This is a genomic window from Pseudoalteromonas sp. PSi26 (assembly GCF_054960575.1).
The window spans coordinates 12,814-28,253 of the sequence record NZ_JBHNYT010000006.1 but is presented as its reverse complement, the minus strand read 5'-3'; the positions used below and the strand labels follow the sequence as shown (position 1 = coordinate 28,253).

The following is a 15,440-nucleotide window of genomic DNA, read 5'->3' as shown; positions in this document are numbered from 1 at the left end:
TATGAGGAATAAAACTTACATCAGGTCTCTTGGGTATTGCAGATCATAGTTTGACTAACAATGGATATACAGATCACGATTTAACTAGCTAACCACATTTGTAGATCAGAGTTTAACTAACCGCTTAATTAAAGCGTTTTATAAGTATTTTTTTGTTGTAAAGGGGCTTAAAAGAGCAATGAAAGGTTGGAAATGCGTTAATTTTTGATGTTTTTAGTGCTTAAACTCAATTTATAAACCGATTTTTTACCAACGCTTACCTTTCACAAAACAAATTTTTACTAACTGAAAGGCTATAAACAGTGACTCAAACCGGTTTTTTACTAACTCAAACTATCAAAAGAGCTATAAACCGAAATTTTACTAACTGAGAAATCGGTTAAGTCCGATATGTAATGTGTCATTAAAATGTAAAGGGGGTTTACACTTTGCAAATATACAAAAGCCACTTTAAAAAAGTGGCTTTTAATAATTAACTCAAATGAAAAGTTATTTACTGTGCTTATCAAACCACCATTGAATATAAGCCACTTTAGTCATTAAGTTAGACGGACGCGCTGTAATACCATGTGATGCAGCGGGTATACGAACCATAGCGGTGTCTACACCTTGTAGCTTAAGCGCTTGGTAGTATTGCTCTGTTTCAGAAATGGGTGTTCGGTAGTCAGCTTCACCTGTTAGTAGCATTGTAGGGGTAGTCACATTACCTACATAACTAATTGGCGAGCGTTTCATGTAATGCGCTATGTGGTCCCAAGGTTTGCCTGGAAACCAGTAATCAGCAAAAAAAGGATAAAAGTCGGCAGTTAGTACAAAGCTGATCCAATTTATAACGGGTTTTGCAACAACGGCAGCAGCAAATCGGTCAGTGTGACCTACAATCCAAGCAGTTAGTACACCTCCGCCAGAGCCACCTGTAACAAATAGTTTTGATTCATCAATAAACCCTTTTTCAATAAGTGCATCAACCCCAGTCATTAAGTCATCAAAGTCATTACTTGGGTAATTATGATGAATGGTTTGTGCAAACTCTTTTCCATACGAGTCACTTCCGCGCGGGTTCATGTATAACACCACATTACCTTTTGCTGCAAAAAGCTGAACTTCGGCACTAAAGTGAGGCCCATAATTAGCCACCGGCCCGCCATGAATTTCTAACACTAAAGGATATTTTTTAGATTTATCAAACCCTGGCGGGTAAGCAATCCATCCTTGAATAGGTAATTGGTCGTAGCTTGATTTAAGCCAAATTTCTTCTACTTTAGCCAGTTGTTTATCACCCAGCGCATCGCTATTAAGTGAAGTTAAGCGCTCTGCCTTACCGCGTTTAATGGTGGCTATATCTGCAGGGCGTTGAGTGTCGGCAAGTGTAAACGCGATATCGCCGTTATTGCTTACATCAAAATCCCCGCCTGAGTATGGTCGGCCGAATGCCACACTGCCAATTTTTTCGGTGATCACCTTACGTTTACCACTACGAGGTTGGTAGGCGAGTGCGGTTTGGCCTTCATCGGCATAGCTAAAATAGAGGCCTTTTGAATTTGCGCTCCATTTTATTTGGCCAACGCTGCGATCGAAATCGCTAGTCAGACTTTGAGTATCACCGGTTTTTAAATCACGAATATAAAGTTGAGTGTTTTCGTAATTAGTACGTTTATCATCGTATCCTGTATAAGCAAGGTAGCGACCATCAGGCGATACTTTAGGCTGTTGATCTGGACCATTTCTATCAGTGATTGCTTCAATGGCTAAGGTGGTAAGGTTTAGCTTATATACTTCAGTATTTGTGGGTTTAAGCTGGTTATTTTCATGTCTATTAGCTGAATAATAAAGTGAGCTGCCATCTTTACTAAAGCTAACATCGCCAGCGTTATCAAATTCATCACGGGTAAGTTGCTTAGCATTTCCGCCGTTAGCATCAAGTGTAAATAATTGATTAAAGCCTTTTTGCGAGTATCCACCACCGTCGGCTCGATAGTATACGTCATCAATAAATTTAGCCGGCTCTGCCCATGTTGCGCCTTTCGGTTTTCCTGGCAAATTAACCGGTGGCGTGTTTTTACTTGGTACAAACATGCTGAATACAAGCTGGCTTGAATCGGGGCTCCAACTAATAGCGCGAGGGCTACTGGTTAAATTACTTATTTTGGCAATGGCACCGGTTTTAAGCCACTTCATATAAATTTGGCTGCTGCCATCACGGGTAGATATAAAGGCAAGGCGTTGCCCATCTGGAGAAAGTACTGGCGAGTAATCCATATGAACGCCGGAAGTGAGGGGCTGCATTTGTTTGGTTTTGTAATTAACAGACCAAATGTTTCCCACTTTTCGGTCTGTTTTTATATCCATGCGGTTTCGCACAAAGTAAACGGTTTTTCCGTCGTCAGTAATATCTATTTGATTTGCATATTCTAAATCAAATACATCTTGAAGTTGCAGTGTGTGTGTATTCTCGTTTGCGCTGGCTAAATGGCTTGCGCTTAATATAAAACTAAGTGCTAAAAGTTGTTTCATTATTAATCCCTGTTGTTAACTTATGTACAGTTATAAGTGAGGGATTATTAAATTAACAGTGCAATGCGATGAAGCTCATATTTAACTCTATGGGTGTATTTAACAAGTTAGGGTAAAAAGCTGTAAAGGGGGTTTACAGCTTTAATATATTATTAAATGTCAGTCACACAGTGCTTTTATTTCTTTAATGAGTTCAATTGCATCATTATTGTCTCCATGGACACATAAGCTATGTGCATTAAGCATTAGTTGCTTACCTGAGCGTGTAGTTACACTGCCTGTTTGTATAAGCTGTTTTACCTGTGCAAGTATGGCGGGTTTATCATGCACGCTGCCATCGAGTTTGCGAGAGACCAAATAGCCTTCATCAGTGTATTGCCTATCTGCAAATGCTTCGAGTACTAGTTCTACATTAAACTGTTTAGCTAACTGAATGTGTTTGTCTGCTTGATTAGTCGCTAAAATCATCAGTTTTAGTTTGCTAGGGTAGCTCGCGACAGCAGATATAATGGTTGCTAACACGTCGTTGTTAGCCATCATATCGTTATAAAGTGCACCATGTGGTTTTACATAGCTTAACGTAAGCCCCTGTATTTTTGCCATGCCTTCAAGCGCTGCTATCTGATACTGAATACAATTTGTTAGTTCGCCTGTTGTTAACGCCATAGAGCGTCGTCCAAACCCTTGAAGATCAGGGTAACTGGGATGCGCTCCTACTGTTACGTTGTTTTTTTTAGCTAACGTTAATGTTGTTGCTATTACATCAGGGTCACCGCCATGAAAACCACAAGCAATGTTCGCCATATCAATATGTGGCATAACTTGATCATCTAGCCCCATTTTCCATGAGCCAAAGCTTTCGCCCAAATCACAATTTAGTTTCATGTTAATTGCCTTTTTGCGGTTTAATTGTAACAGGTAAGGTGCCATTGGCAGTGGCTTGCCCAACTATTACTTTAGCGAGTGCGGTAAACGCTGGGCCTGAAACACGTTCGTGCGTGTCTACATCAATATTGTATGCATATGATGCCAGTACACTGTGGGCATAGTCGCCAAATTTAGCGATGTCGTAAGGAGCCCTCAAACTTATAAATACAGTACGCTTATCAAATTTGTTAGCCATGGCAAGCAGTGACTCAAGCGCTTGTGGCTGTTCGCGCGTGTTAAGCGCAAAATTAGGGTCATCTTTTAAATCATCCATGCCACCAATTTCAACCGCGCTTTGATTAGGCGTGGCATTACCCGCAATGACAACATCAGCTGCTTTAATGCTCTGGGTTGCTTGTGCTGGGTCAAACCCTTGTAAGCTGCTGCAGCTGAACGTAATAGATGATGAACTTGCAGATTCAATTGCTTGCTGCATAGCCATACACTTACGGGTGTCGGGCATAATAATATGTATATGTTGGCCATTATTTAAATTTAGTGGCAATGTGTTTTCTGTGTTTTTTACCTGTGTTATTGCTGCTAAAGCAAGCTCGGCCTCTATTTTTCTGTGTTGTTTATTGCCTAATATACTTTTTGCATTAACTACTGCATTAATAGGGTCAAACTCAGTAGATAACTCAAATGCATTTTTAAGCGAAATAATACGCGCAGCCGACAGTGTTATTTCTTGCTCATCTAACTGATTTGACTCGACAGCATGAACTAACGACTTAATAAGCTCATCAAGCTTTTTTATATCATCGGGCGTTCTTATTTCTATTGGCATAAGCGCAATATCAACGCCGGCTAAAAATGTATTTATAACAGCTTGAATGGGTGTAAAAAACTGACTAATACCAGCCATATCAAGTGCGTCGGTAACCACTACGCCTTTATAGTTAAGCTCACCTCTTAAAATGTCGGTAATAATAGTGCGCGACATAGTGGCGGGTTTAATCATTGTTTTGCCTTCTACAGAGACAAAGGTTGAGCTATCTAGCGCTGGGTATTGTATGTGCGCTGTCATGATCATACCGGGATTTTGCTTAGCAATAATATGTTTAAAAGGGGCTAAATCTTGTTCGTAAATGGTATTTTTTGAGTGAGCAACATTAGGGAGTCCTGTGTGGCTATCAACGTGAGTATCGCCATGTCCCGGAAAATGTTTGAGCGATGTAATTATGCCATTGCTCTCAAACCCAGCCACTTGTGCTGCGCCAAGTTCACTCACTCGTTGTGGGTTCTCACCAAACGAGCGTACATTTATAACGGGGTTGTCTGGGTTCATATTCACATCAATGGTAGGTGCATAATTTACATTGATCCCCAGGGCTGTTAGCTCATTGGCAATAACCGTTGCTGATTTAGTAGCAAAGTCAACGCCGTGCTGTTTATAGGTTGCACCAATAGACATATTACCCGTGAATGACGTTGCAACATCACGCGGCAAACGCGTAACTCTTCCGCCTTCTTGGTCTATTGATATAAATAGTGGCAGTTTACTTGAAGATTTACGGGCAGCCACTTGAAGTTGGTGGCTAAGCGTAATGGTTTGTTCAATTGACTGAGTGTTTTCTGAAAATAATATGACGCCACCAATGTTATAGTCGCTAATTACGCGCGCCAATGACTCTGGTAGCTTTGTCATTGGTGTTCTGCAATGTTTACCAGTGCCTTGTTCACAAAAATAGCGAAAATCGAGCATTAACTTTTGCCCAAGTTTTTCCTCAAGAGAAAGAGCCGGTTTTGCAACCGCTTTAATTGATGGCATTAAGCACCCAGATATAAAAATAATTGACGATAAAACATACTTATTTAGCAAAATACACTCCAAAGCTAAATAAAATGAACAAGTAAAAGCAGCTTATCTATTTTTTTATACAACTGCAAAATAAGCGCACCCTAGTTAGTAGGGGGGAATGTAACGTCACAATGTAATAAAAAGTTATTTGGCTGGTTATTAAAATACACTATGTGCTCGAATATTAGATAATTAATAAATGGCGGGGTATAATTGTAAATACTTTTTAACAAAGTACTTGCTTTAATAGCAGTGTACTGTGGGCTATTTACTTTTGCTGAATAAATTATTTCCTGTGCTTAATCTGCGTCTTCTTATTGTGCTATTGGCTTTTTCTGCGGCTTTAGCCACGCTCATTAGTAGTTTTCATTCAACGTACCAAGTACAAAAAGAGCAGTTAGTAAGCCATACATTAAAAAGTAACTTCGCTTACGCTAATAAGTTAGCTTCAGCAACCGACAACTTTTTAGAGTCTGCAAAACAACAACTTGCATATTCAGCAAATAAAATTGAGCAAAACATAAATAATGCAGCATTGCTGCAAGAAGAAGTAACGCGCTTAAATTTGCAAACAAATAGCTTTAATTCAGTTGTTATCAGTAAGAATGGGGTTATAAATGCTACATCCCCTTATTTACCTGAGATCATAGGAAAATCAATTTCCTCTCCCGGCGCAACACAGGCTTTAAAAGAAAAAAAGCCACTTATTAGTATGCCGTACATGTCAGCAGCCAATAATTTAATTATATTTATATCGCACCCCTTATTTGACAAAGAGGGAAATTATTTAGGCTATGTGGGCGGCTCGTTATATTTAAAAGAAAGAAATATTTTAAATGATCTTCTAGAGCAACACTTTTACGAAGGGGGATCGCACCTTTATGTCGTCGATGCTAATAAGCAAATCCTGTATCACCCAGATAGCAAGCGAGTAGGTACAAGCGTTGCCAATAATAAAGTAATCAATGCGGTTATTACAGGAGAGGCGGGACAAGCCGTTGTAGTAAACAGCAAAGGGGTAAAAATGCTCGCAGGATTTTCACCCGTTATTAATTCAAACTGGGGCGTAGTGGCCCAACGGCCCATCAAAGCAACACTTACGTCTTTAGATACATTAATTATGGAAGTATTTTCAAGAACGCTCCCTATGGCGTTAGTTACCTTCATATTCATAGGTGTATTTTCGTATTTCATTTCACGCCCATTAAAGCAACTCGCTAGTAGTGCAAACAGACTCGACGAAGTAAACAGTATAGAAAAGCTAAAAAAAATAAAAGCGTGGTACTTTGAAAGCCAAAGATTGAAACTGGCCATGCTTAATGGCGTCAATATTTTACAAACACAAATAGGGCAACTTAAGCACGATGCCCAAACCGATCCGCTGACAAACACCCACAATCGTAGAAGCTTAAATGGTTTACTCAGTCAGCTAATGTTAAAGCAAACACCTTTCGCTATTTTAGAAATAGACATCGATTTTTTTAAACGTGTGAACGATACCTTTGGGCACGATAAAGGCGATGATGCACTTAAAGTATTAGCCGATATTATAAAAAAGATCTCTCGAAAAGGGGATATTGTATCGCGTATTGGTGGTGAAGAGTTTTTACTTGTATTGCCTCATGAAGACAGTCAAAGCGCTCTAAAAATAGCAGAGCGATTACGCACCACTGTTGAAACAACGCAAATGGAAACAATCGGTTTTATTACCGTTTCAATTGGAATTGCAACTTGGCCAATTCACAGCAATGACATAGACCAAGTATATAAATGTGCAGACAAAGCGCTTTACCATGCTAAAGAGCATGGCCGTAATCGCTGCGTAGTGGCAGAGCCTAGTTAATATAGACATGTTTAATTTGAATTAATCTTTAGTTTAAAAATAGACTTTACTTTAAAAGCCCTTAAATTTATTTAAGGGCTTTTTTGTTTCTTAAGTTTTTTTTAAGTTTCGCTCTTTAACTTATAAACATACTTCTTAAACGGGCGATGTTTATGCAATTAGCACAGTCAAACTTATCACTAGATAACATATCAAATTCGGCACATTTAATAACTGCTCGAGAAAATGGTGAGCATCGCAATGCACTAGAATCTGCGGTAAAAGATGGATTTTTAGTGGCTTACAATGCAACGCTTAAATCATTTATGCCACTACTTTGCCAATACACAACAAGTGAGGGGCAATGTACGTTAGGTTTAAGGCAAGCTACCTCTCCCTTATTTATTGAGCAGTACACTGCAGAGCCCATTGAGCACTTTATATTAGGACAAACTCCGCGTAGCAAAATATTTGAGTTAGGTAACTTATGCTCTACACATCGTAGGGCAACGCTTGGTCATTTTATTGTTGTTAACGAGGCGCTTTACAATACTGGAGCTAAATATTTAGTATTTTGCGCTACAAAAAAAGTACGGGCGATGGTTCGAATGCTGGGTGTTAACTGCACTGAAGTTGCTGTTGCTAACAGCTTTGTAGTTGAAAACCCATTAAGTTGGGGAAGTTATTATGCAAACCAACCTACGGTGTGCATTGTTAATTTAGCGCAGGCACATCAGCAAGTACTTAACACACCCATGCTGCTAAATATTAAACAGCAAAGCACACAACAAATTAATGCCTTGATGACCGCGTTGGAGAGCTTATGAGCCTATTAAATAATATTAATAAGGTCGCGAATGAGCCCGTGGTTGTTAGTTACTTAGCCAATAAAGTAATGCCTATTAGTGCTTTGGAGTTACAACAAGAAACTAATAAGCTGACAGCTATTTTTAACGCTTTAGACTCTGGCGCAATTGCCTTCCAGCTTGATAATACTCCAGCTTGGCTGGTTGTTGATGCCGCAACCAGCGCTGCAAACAAGGTTGCGGTGCCTATCGCCCATTTTTTTAGTCATCAGCAAACACAGTATGTGCTAGCTCAATGCGGTGCGCAGTTTTTTATTAGTGATATGCCACGTGATTCACTTGGTAAGCATTTATTGTCGGTAACATTATTTGAGCATTATACCTTTTATATTTATCAGCTCGATGCGATTGAGCCCGTGGACTATTTTACTGGTACGCAAAAAATTACATTTACTTCAGGTTCTACTGGCGAGCCAAAAGGGGTGTGCTTATCAACACAAAGCCAGTTGCAGGTCGCTAAGTCATTATGTGAGCGAATAAACATTAGTAACCCTGTGCATTTATGTTTACTTCCGCTGCCAGTACTATTAGAAAATATAGCGGGTGTGTATGCGCCTCTGTTAAGTGGTGGTTGTGTACATTTAATGCCGCTAAATGAATTAGGTTTTGTTGGCTCAGGGTTAAAAAATTCTAACAAACTCATTGATGCAATCGATAGTGTAAAACCTAACACCCTTATTTTAGTGCCTGAGTTATTAACGTGTTTAGTTGCCTTTGCAAAACAAGGCTGGCAGCCACCAAAGTCACTTAAGTTTATTGCTGTTGGCGGGGCGCGGGTTAGTGAGTCTTTAATTTTAACTGCACGAGAATATAACCTACCAGTTTATCAAGGTTATGGTTTGTCTGAGGCAGCCTCAGTGGTGAGTTTAAATACCCCCAATGATGACGATGTAAATAGTGCAGGTGAAGTATTAGGGCACGTTGAAACGAAAGTTGAAAATGGTGAGTTATATATTAAAGGGTCGTTATTTTTAGGGTACTTAAATCAAACGCCGCATAACCCAAATACCTGGTACGCCACTGGCGACTTAGTAACTAAGCACAATAATAAGCTTTACATAAAAGGGCGAGTAAAAAACCTGATCATCACCAGTATGGGGCGAAATGTTAGCGCCGAATGGCCTGAATCATTAATTTTAAGCCAAAGTGCGATACAGCAGGCGGTGGTGTTTGGTGAAAGCCAGCCATTTTTAAGCGCGCTTATTTATGCGGCTCCCGGATTTAGTGATGAGCAATTAAAAGCACATTTAAAAACAGTAAACCAGCAACTTCCCGACTACGCACAGATTAAAAAGTGGCACCGTTTAGCCCAACCTTTAAACGAGCAGCAAGGATTATTAACCGCTAATAATCGCCCTAAACGAGCGGCAATTAGCCAGCACTATAGCCCTATCTTTGAACAATTTTACCGACTTGGAGCAGTGATCCATGAGTAATTTTTTTAATACATTAAAAGCACAAACTCAAAACGAGCGTGAGTACTTATTAGCTGCGCCAATTATACAGCGTGTATTTAACGGACAAGCAACGCTTGAAGAGTATGCCTCGTTTTTAGCGCAGGCTTATCATCATGTAAAACACACCGTTCCTTTAATGATGTCACTTGGCGCACGTTTAACTGACGAGCAAGAATGGTTACGTGAAGCGGTAGCTGAATATATTGAAGAAGAAATTGGTCATCAAGAGTGGGTGCTAAACGACATTGCAGCCTGTGGGTTTGATAAAGAAAGTGTGCGCCATAGTAAGCCACAATTTGCTACCGAAATGATGGTCTCGTATGCGTATGACAGTATCGCTCGTAAAAACCCATTAAGCTTTTTTGGCATGGTCCATGTACTCGAAGGGACTTCAATTGCACTGGCTGATGGCGCAGCTTCAAATATTGCTGATGCAGTTGGTTTACCTAAAAAAGCATTTAGCTATTTAACCTCTCATGGTGCGCTTGATATAGAGCACGTAAAGTTTTTTGAAAACTTGATGAACCAAATTACTGACGAGGCGGATCAGCAGGCTATTTTACATGGTGCAAAGTGTTTTTACCGTTTATACGGGAATATATTTCGCGCTTTAGACGACGAGCCGTTTTTTAAAGCATCAGCACAAGAGCAACACGCATGAATACCGGCTTATGTGTATTAACTGGTGCGACAGGCGGTATTGGTCAAGCCATTGCCAAAACACTGCACGGCCAAGGTTGGCAACTACTCTTGGTGGGGCGAAATAGTGAAACCTTAAATACGTTAAGTAGCCAGTGCCCAGGTAGTATGGTTTTTGTGGGGGATTTAACGGTTGCCGAAAACATGTTGGCACTAGCCATTAAAGCTAAAAAATTAGGTGGCGCTAAGTTACTAATAAATAATGCAGGCATTAATGTGATGCAAAGCTTAAGTAACTGTAGTAGCGAACAAATTGATAATCTACTGAGCACTAATTTAGCCGTCCCTATGAAATTATGTCAGCTGTTTTTAGCGCAGTTGCATGCGAATAAAGGCACCATAGTTAATGTTGGATCGTCATTTGGCAGCATAGGTTACCCATATCAAACACTTTACTGTGCTAGTAAGTTCGGTTTACGTGGTTTTAGCGAAGCGCTATCACGAGAGCTCTCAGATACTGGCGTTAAAGTTACTTATTTAGCACCCAGAGCAACCGATACTGACATTAATGATGCACAAACGCGGGCAATGAACAAAGCGCTTGGTAATCAAATGGACTCAACACAGTTGGTGGCTGATGAGTTAGTTGCGTTATTAAACTCAAATAAAACCAGACGATTTATTGGTTTTCCTGAGAAACTTTTTGCACGTATTAATGGCGTTTTTCCACGTATTGTGGATAACGCAATTGCTAAGCAACTTCCTAAAATAAAACAGTTTTTAGGTTAATAGAGGATTTATTATGAAAAAATTTACTTTAGTAGCTTATTTAAGCATTGTTAGTGTGTTTTCATCGCCGGTATTTGCAGACGAACAAAGCGATTTACTCGCTATTCAACAGCAGTGGGCGGTCGCTAATTATGAGCTAAAAGATGACGCACAAATCAAAGCGTTTACTCAACTCAGTGAGCAAAGTGCTCAATTTATTGAAAACTATCCTGATTCAGCAAATAGCTATACGTGGAACGGCATTGTACTGGCAAGTTTTGCTGGCGCAAAGGGCGGATTAGGAGCCCTGGGCTATGCTAAAGATGCAAAAGCGTCATTAGAGCAAGCCCTTAAAATAGACGACAGTGCTTTAGGTGGCTCAGCGTATGCCAGCCTTGCAACCTTATACAGTAAAGTACCGGGTTGGCCAATTGGTTTTGGTGATGATGACACCGCCGATAAGTTTTTTAAGCAAGCGCTCGCTTTTAACAAAAAAGGCATTGATACTAATTACTTGTATGGCGAGTTTTTATATGACGAACGTGAATATGATCAAGCTAAAGTCCATCTGTTAGTTGCGCAAGCTGCAGGTATTCGTGATACTCGTGCTAAAGCTGATAAATATCGTCAACAAGCAATTAGCTCTTTATTAGCTAAAGTAGATAAAAAACTAAAGAGATAACAAAATAAACAATGCATTTATTATTAGTTGAAGATGATCATCTTGTGGCGCAAGGGCTTTGCCGCTCATTGCGCCAAGAAGGCTACAGTGTAGAGCATAGCGCAACGGTTAAGCATGCGTTGCAATGCTTAGGCAGTGGTGAAATAGAGTTGGTTATACTTGACCTTGGTTTACCCGATGGTGATGGTTCACAAATTTTAAAGCACATAAAAGCCCAAAAAAAAGTGATTCCGGTGGTTATACTAACCGCACGAAGTAGCATAGATGACAAAGTGCAAGGGCTTGATATGGGCGCTGATGATTATTTAGCTAAGCCATTTGAACCAGCCGAATTATTTGCTCGTTTGCGCGTAGCTAGCCGACGAGTAAATCAAGCTCAGTCGAGTTTATTACAGTGTGGTGAAGTGACTATGGACACGTCAGCGCATACTGTCACACTCAACCATGAGCTACTTTCTCTACCACGAAAAGAGTACATGCTGCTAAAGGCGCTATTGGAAAACCAAGGTCGCGTGCAATCTAAACAGCAGTTAGAAAATAAACTCTATCAATGGGGTGAAGAAGTTGGCTCCAACACCATTGAAGTGCATATTCATCACCTACGAAAAAAATTCCCCAGCAATTTTATTAAAACTCTCCGTGGTATTGGCTATGTCGTGGGAAAGAGGTAGTTCACGTGATTAAAACGCCGCTAGATTGCACAAACTTGGATTTACAAAGGTAATCATGCTCCATGTCAATTCGTAAGCGTTTAACCCTTATTTTACTATCAATGATGGTGTTAACCTGCTTTTTAGCTTTAGTCAAAGGCTACCAAAAAAGTATGAGCCATGGTGAGCAACTACTTGATAGTGAGCTAAAAGTGGTCGCTGGAGTGTTGATGCAACAGCCTTTATCTATAAACGCCGTGGCGCCAAAAATGCAAGAAAGCGCCCAGTTACTGTATCAAATTTGGCAAGGGGGTGAGCTCCTTAGTGGCTCTGACGAATTAAATCTTGATTTGAGCCAGTATCAAACGGGTTTTCAAACGCTTAACATTGCAGGGCAGCGAATGCGGGTATTCGTTTTTGCTACTTCTTTACGCACCGTTATTGTTGCCGAGCCGATTGCTAAGCGGTTTGAGCTTGCTGAGGCGGTTATTTTATCAGCCATGTTACCCATGTTATGGGCGGTTCCTTTGCTTGCACTATTTATTAGCTTTTTTGTTAAATATGCACTGGCACCATTAACCCGTTTATCAAAACAGTTAGCTCTGCGCCAAGCAAATGATTTCACAGCGATCAATTGGCAGGTGACAGATGAAGAAATAAAACCGGTGATCAGCCGCTTAAACGACTTATTTAAACGCGTAGAAACCGCCTATTTAAGAGAGCGTTTTTTTGCCTCTGATGCGGCACATGAATTACGTACTCCCCTGAGCAGTTTAAAAATTAATGTGCATAATTTGGCAGCTCAACAAGGCGATAACCAAGAATTACAAGCCATGACTCAAGGTATTAATCGACTATCCAATATAGTAGAGCAAATGCTAATACTAGGGCGTACTCAGCCAGAGCAGTGGCAAAAGCAATTTAAGGAGCAGTCATTATTAGCGATCACGCAAGAAGGTGTTAGCCAGTTGTATGAAAAAATAGAGGCTAAAAACCACTCTATCAGTCTTGAGGGAGACGACTTTATAATTAACGGCGACGAATTTACCTTAGTGACACTGATTTCAAACCTACTTAGCAATGCTATAAAGTACGCACCAGCCAATGGACAAATAAAAATAACCCTAAAGCAGATACACAAGCAACGTATTTGGCAAATAGAGGACAGTGGCCCTGGTATGACGGACGATCAGAAACAACGAATATTTAACCGTTTTTATCGTGTTGGCGGTGACCAACACCCTTCGGGCGAACAAGGTACAGGCTTAGGCATGGCAATTGTGCAGCATATTATTGCTATATATCGCGCTGAAATTCACCTAACGGATAGTGATTTGGGTGGCTTAAAAGTACAAGTAGTTTTTGCAGGAGCTAAATGTGATTAAACGACTTATTAGGCCTTACTTATATTGTTGTGTATTTTTGTCATTTAACGCCGCCAGTAAAGACTACCTTATTGTACTAAAAGATCATTTGTTTTACCCCTCAGAAATCGTCGTGCCAGCTAATAAAAAGGTACGCTTGTTAATCGAAAATCAAGATAGTACGCCTGAAGAATTCGACAGTTTCGATCTCAACCGGGAAAAAGTACTTTACCCTAAGCGCAAAAGCGTTATCTATATAGGGCCGTTAATCCCTGGGCGCTATGAGTTTTTTGGCGAGTTTTCGCCAAATACGGCGCGTGGTGCTGTCGTAGTGACTGAAAAGGAGCGCTCTAATGCTAATAACTAGCCTAGTGATGAGCCTCAATCAATTGCTGCCGGTCGCCATTTTACTTATTTTACTGCAAGTGATTGCCAAGCAAAGCTTATTACGGTTGCTGGGTATGCTTGTTTTAGGCATAGGCCTAACATTTTTATTTGTAAAAAGTGCGCCGTTAATTAGCCCCTTGTTTGATTATCAGGGTTTAGAGTATGCCCAAATTGGTTTGTGTATTTTAATTTTTATTAGTGCGCTTTACTACGCCATTAAACAAGCAACAGCTGCTTTTATGATTGCGATTATTAGCGTAATGACACTTTATTTAAGTCACTACATTATTTACCTAATTGGCTATTGGCAAAACAACGAAGCGGCTCGAAGTTTATTTATTGGCACTTTTTTAGGGTTGGGAATATGCAGCAGCTTTAGCGTGTTGTTGTATTTTTTATTGAGTGCAACCAAGCAGCGCTTTGGGCTTATCCCTTTATTGGTATTGTTAGCATTAAATAGTTCGGCAAAACTAGTTGTGGCGCTTGATTTGGCGAGCCAAATTGATTTGATAGCAACAACGGTAACCGTATGGGATTTACGTGCCATTTTAACCGAAAACTCAGAGTTTGGACGAGTATTGCGAGCTCTTATCGGTTATGAGGCTACGCCTAATTTAACCAGTGTTTTAAGTTATGTGCTGAGCAGCGTGTTATTTTTATCAGTTTGTTATTTTATTCCTAAATCAATAACTAAGGAACAATCATGAAAGCAATAAACCTATTTGCAGCCACTGTATTAATTGGTTTTTGTTTATTAATACCTAAGCTGGCTTATGCTGATGGCATAGTGGTTGATAAAGTTTATCATCCGTATGTGTTGCCGTTTGAGCGCGAGCTAGAGTGGCGGCTTGTGTCACATCAAACCGACAGTGGTAATATTTTAGCGCAGCGCGTTGGCTTAGGCGGCGCAATTAACGACACCATGGCATTGGAAGGCTATTTAGTGGGCGAGCGAGATGATAACGGCGACTTTGGCTTGCAAGCGTATGAGTTAGAGCTTAGATGGCAACTAATAGAGCAAGGCCGGTTATGGGCCGATTGGGGCGCTTTGTTTGAACTAGAAAAACAACATATCAAAGATGTTTTTGAAGCCACAACGGGATTTGTAGTTGAAAAAGAGTTCGGTCGTGCAAGTCTCACCATGAATGCTTTTTTGGTATACGAATGGGGGCAAGACATAGAGAATGAGTGGGAGACAGAGTTTAGGGCACAATATCGCTACCGATACTTGTCTGCGTTTCAACCCTCTATTGAGTTGTATGCAGGGGAGGATTTTATCGGAATTGGACCCGGGTTTATTGGGTTATACCGGTTTGAAGGCCAAAAACAGCTAAAATGGGAAGCTGGCTTTATAAGTGAAATTAGCCAGTCTGAAAAAAACCACAGTTTTAGACTAGCCCTAGAATTTGAATTTTAAGCTAGCAAACACAATGTGGTTATTTGTTGCTCAGTAATTAAAGGAAGTGCTTGACTTATATTTGGTTATCTATATAGTGGGCCGCAGCTAGAAAGAAAGCATGTAAGCTATAAATCTCCATTTCGTTGTTGTATAAGTAATACTTG

General features: G+C 40.2%; 14 protein-coding genes. 11 read left to right on the top strand and 3 right to left on the bottom strand.

Annotated features, from left to right (window positions below; translation table 11 throughout):
- Positions 1–489: 489 nt before the first annotated feature.
- The 3 genes from ACFI34_RS07880 to ACFI34_RS07870 form a co-directional block, all read right to left on the bottom strand.
- Complete coding sequence (locus ACFI34_RS07880) at positions 490–2,514, bottom strand: S9 family peptidase (protein WP_462673077.1); 2,025 nt, start codon at positions 2,512–2,514, stop codon at positions 490–492.
- 159 nt (positions 2,515–2,673) lie between these two features.
- On the bottom strand, positions 2,674–3,399 hold the full coding sequence (locus tag ACFI34_RS07875) for a 5-oxoprolinase subunit PxpA (RefSeq protein WP_462673076.1): 726 nt from the start codon (positions 3,397–3,399) through the stop codon (positions 2,674–2,676).
- A 1-nt stretch (position 3,400) separates the two neighbouring features.
- Positions 3,401–5,212 carry a glycoside hydrolase family 3 protein gene (locus ACFI34_RS07870; protein WP_462673075.1) on the bottom strand — a complete coding sequence of 604 codons (1,812 nt, stop codon included), beginning with the start codon at positions 5,210–5,212 and terminating at the stop codon, positions 3,401–3,403.
- Between the two features lie 304 nt (positions 5,213–5,516).
- On the opposite strand from ACFI34_RS07870, the gene ACFI34_RS07865 reads away from it, so the two are divergent.
- The 11 genes from ACFI34_RS07865 (at position 5,517) to ACFI34_RS07815 (ending at position 15,294) form a co-directional block, all read left to right on the top strand.
- Positions 5,517–7,085, top strand: a complete 1,569-nt coding sequence (locus tag ACFI34_RS07865) for a sensor domain-containing diguanylate cyclase (RefSeq protein ID WP_410899156.1) — start codon at positions 5,517–5,519, stop codon at positions 7,083–7,085.
- Positions 7,086–7,237: 152 nt separating this feature from the next.
- Entirely contained in the window at positions 7,238–7,891 is a 654-nt protein-coding gene (locus ACFI34_RS07860; protein WP_410899155.1) for a thermostable hemolysin, read from the top strand.
- On the top strand, positions 7,888–9,366 hold the full coding sequence (locus ACFI34_RS07855) for an AMP-binding protein (protein ID WP_462673074.1): 1,479 nt from the start codon (positions 7,888–7,890) through the stop codon (positions 9,364–9,366). The genes ACFI34_RS07860 and ACFI34_RS07855 overlap by 4 nt, the downstream gene beginning before the upstream one ends.
- Positions 9,359–10,048 carry a TenA family transcriptional regulator gene (locus tag ACFI34_RS07850; RefSeq protein ID WP_462673073.1) on the top strand — a complete coding sequence of 230 codons (690 nt, stop codon included), beginning with the start codon at positions 9,359–9,361 and terminating at the stop codon, positions 10,046–10,048. The genes ACFI34_RS07855 and ACFI34_RS07850 overlap by 8 nt, the downstream gene beginning before the upstream one ends.
- A complete protein-coding gene (locus ACFI34_RS07845; RefSeq protein WP_410899152.1) occupies positions 10,045–10,815 on the top strand; it encodes an SDR family oxidoreductase in 771 nt (256 codons plus the stop codon). The genes ACFI34_RS07850 and ACFI34_RS07845 overlap by 4 nt, the downstream gene beginning before the upstream one ends.
- 13 nt (positions 10,816–10,828) lie before the next feature.
- Positions 10,829–11,476, top strand: a complete 648-nt coding sequence (locus ACFI34_RS07840) for a hypothetical protein (RefSeq protein WP_462673072.1) — start codon at positions 10,829–10,831, stop codon at positions 11,474–11,476.
- An 11-nt stretch (positions 11,477–11,487) separates the two neighbouring features.
- The gene (locus tag ACFI34_RS07835; protein WP_462673071.1) at positions 11,488–12,147 is read left to right on the top strand and encodes a response regulator; all 660 of its coding nucleotides are present in this window, start codon (positions 11,488–11,490) and stop codon (positions 12,145–12,147) included.
- A 62-nt stretch (positions 12,148–12,209) separates the two neighbouring features.
- Entirely contained in the window at positions 12,210–13,511 is a 1,302-nt protein-coding gene (locus ACFI34_RS07830; protein ID WP_462673070.1) for an ATP-binding protein, read from the top strand.
- Positions 13,504–13,857, top strand: coding sequence for a cupredoxin domain-containing protein (locus ACFI34_RS07825; protein ID WP_410899148.1), 354 nt, complete (start codon positions 13,504–13,506; stop codon positions 13,855–13,857). Before ACFI34_RS07830 ends, ACFI34_RS07825 begins: the two co-directional genes overlap by 8 nt.
- A complete protein-coding gene (locus tag ACFI34_RS07820) occupies positions 13,844–14,584 on the top strand; it encodes an iron transporter (RefSeq protein ID WP_462673069.1) in 741 nt (246 codons plus the stop codon). The genes ACFI34_RS07825 and ACFI34_RS07820 overlap by 14 nt, the downstream gene beginning before the upstream one ends.
- The gene (locus tag ACFI34_RS07815) at positions 14,581–15,294 is read left to right on the top strand and encodes a hypothetical protein (RefSeq protein ID WP_462673068.1); all 714 of its coding nucleotides are present in this window, start codon (positions 14,581–14,583) and stop codon (positions 15,292–15,294) included. The genes ACFI34_RS07820 and ACFI34_RS07815 overlap by 4 nt, the downstream gene beginning before the upstream one ends.
- Positions 15,295–15,440 lie beyond the last annotated feature (146 nt).

What these genes read in the sequence shown, in the direction of transcription:
- ACFI34_RS07875 (WP_462673076.1), bottom strand. Translation starts at nt 3,399, where the DNA reads ATGAAACTAAATTGTGATTTGGGCGAAAGCTTTGGCTCATGGAAAATG.
- ACFI34_RS07815 (WP_462673068.1), top strand. Translation starts at nt 14,581, where the DNA reads ATGAAAGCAATAAACCTATTTGCAGCCACTGTATTAATTGGTTTTTGT.
- ACFI34_RS07870 (WP_462673075.1), bottom strand. Translation starts at nt 5,212, where the DNA reads ATGCCATCAATTAAAGCGGTTGCAAAACCGGCTCTTTCTCTTGAGGAA.
- ACFI34_RS07840 (WP_462673072.1), top strand. Translation starts at nt 10,829, where the DNA reads ATGAAAAAATTTACTTTAGTAGCTTATTTAAGCATTGTTAGTGTGTTT.
- ACFI34_RS07820 (WP_462673069.1), top strand. Translation starts at nt 13,844, where the DNA reads ATGCTAATAACTAGCCTAGTGATGAGCCTCAATCAATTGCTGCCGGTC.
- ACFI34_RS07845 (WP_410899152.1), top strand. Translation starts at nt 10,045, where the DNA reads ATGAATACCGGCTTATGTGTATTAACTGGTGCGACAGGCGGTATTGGT.
- ACFI34_RS07855 (WP_462673074.1), top strand. Translation starts at nt 7,888, where the DNA reads ATGAGCCTATTAAATAATATTAATAAGGTCGCGAATGAGCCCGTGGTT.
- ACFI34_RS07880 (WP_462673077.1), bottom strand. Translation starts at nt 2,514, where the DNA reads ATGAAACAACTTTTAGCACTTAGTTTTATATTAAGCGCAAGCCATTTA.
- ACFI34_RS07850 (WP_462673073.1), top strand. Translation starts at nt 9,359, where the DNA reads ATGAGTAATTTTTTTAATACATTAAAAGCACAAACTCAAAACGAGCGT.
- ACFI34_RS07860 (WP_410899155.1), top strand. Translation starts at nt 7,238, where the DNA reads ATGCAATTAGCACAGTCAAACTTATCACTAGATAACATATCAAATTCG.
- ACFI34_RS07830 (WP_462673070.1), top strand. Translation starts at nt 12,210, where the DNA reads ATGTCAATTCGTAAGCGTTTAACCCTTATTTTACTATCAATGATGGTG.
- ACFI34_RS07835 (WP_462673071.1), top strand. Translation starts at nt 11,488, where the DNA reads ATGCATTTATTATTAGTTGAAGATGATCATCTTGTGGCGCAAGGGCTT.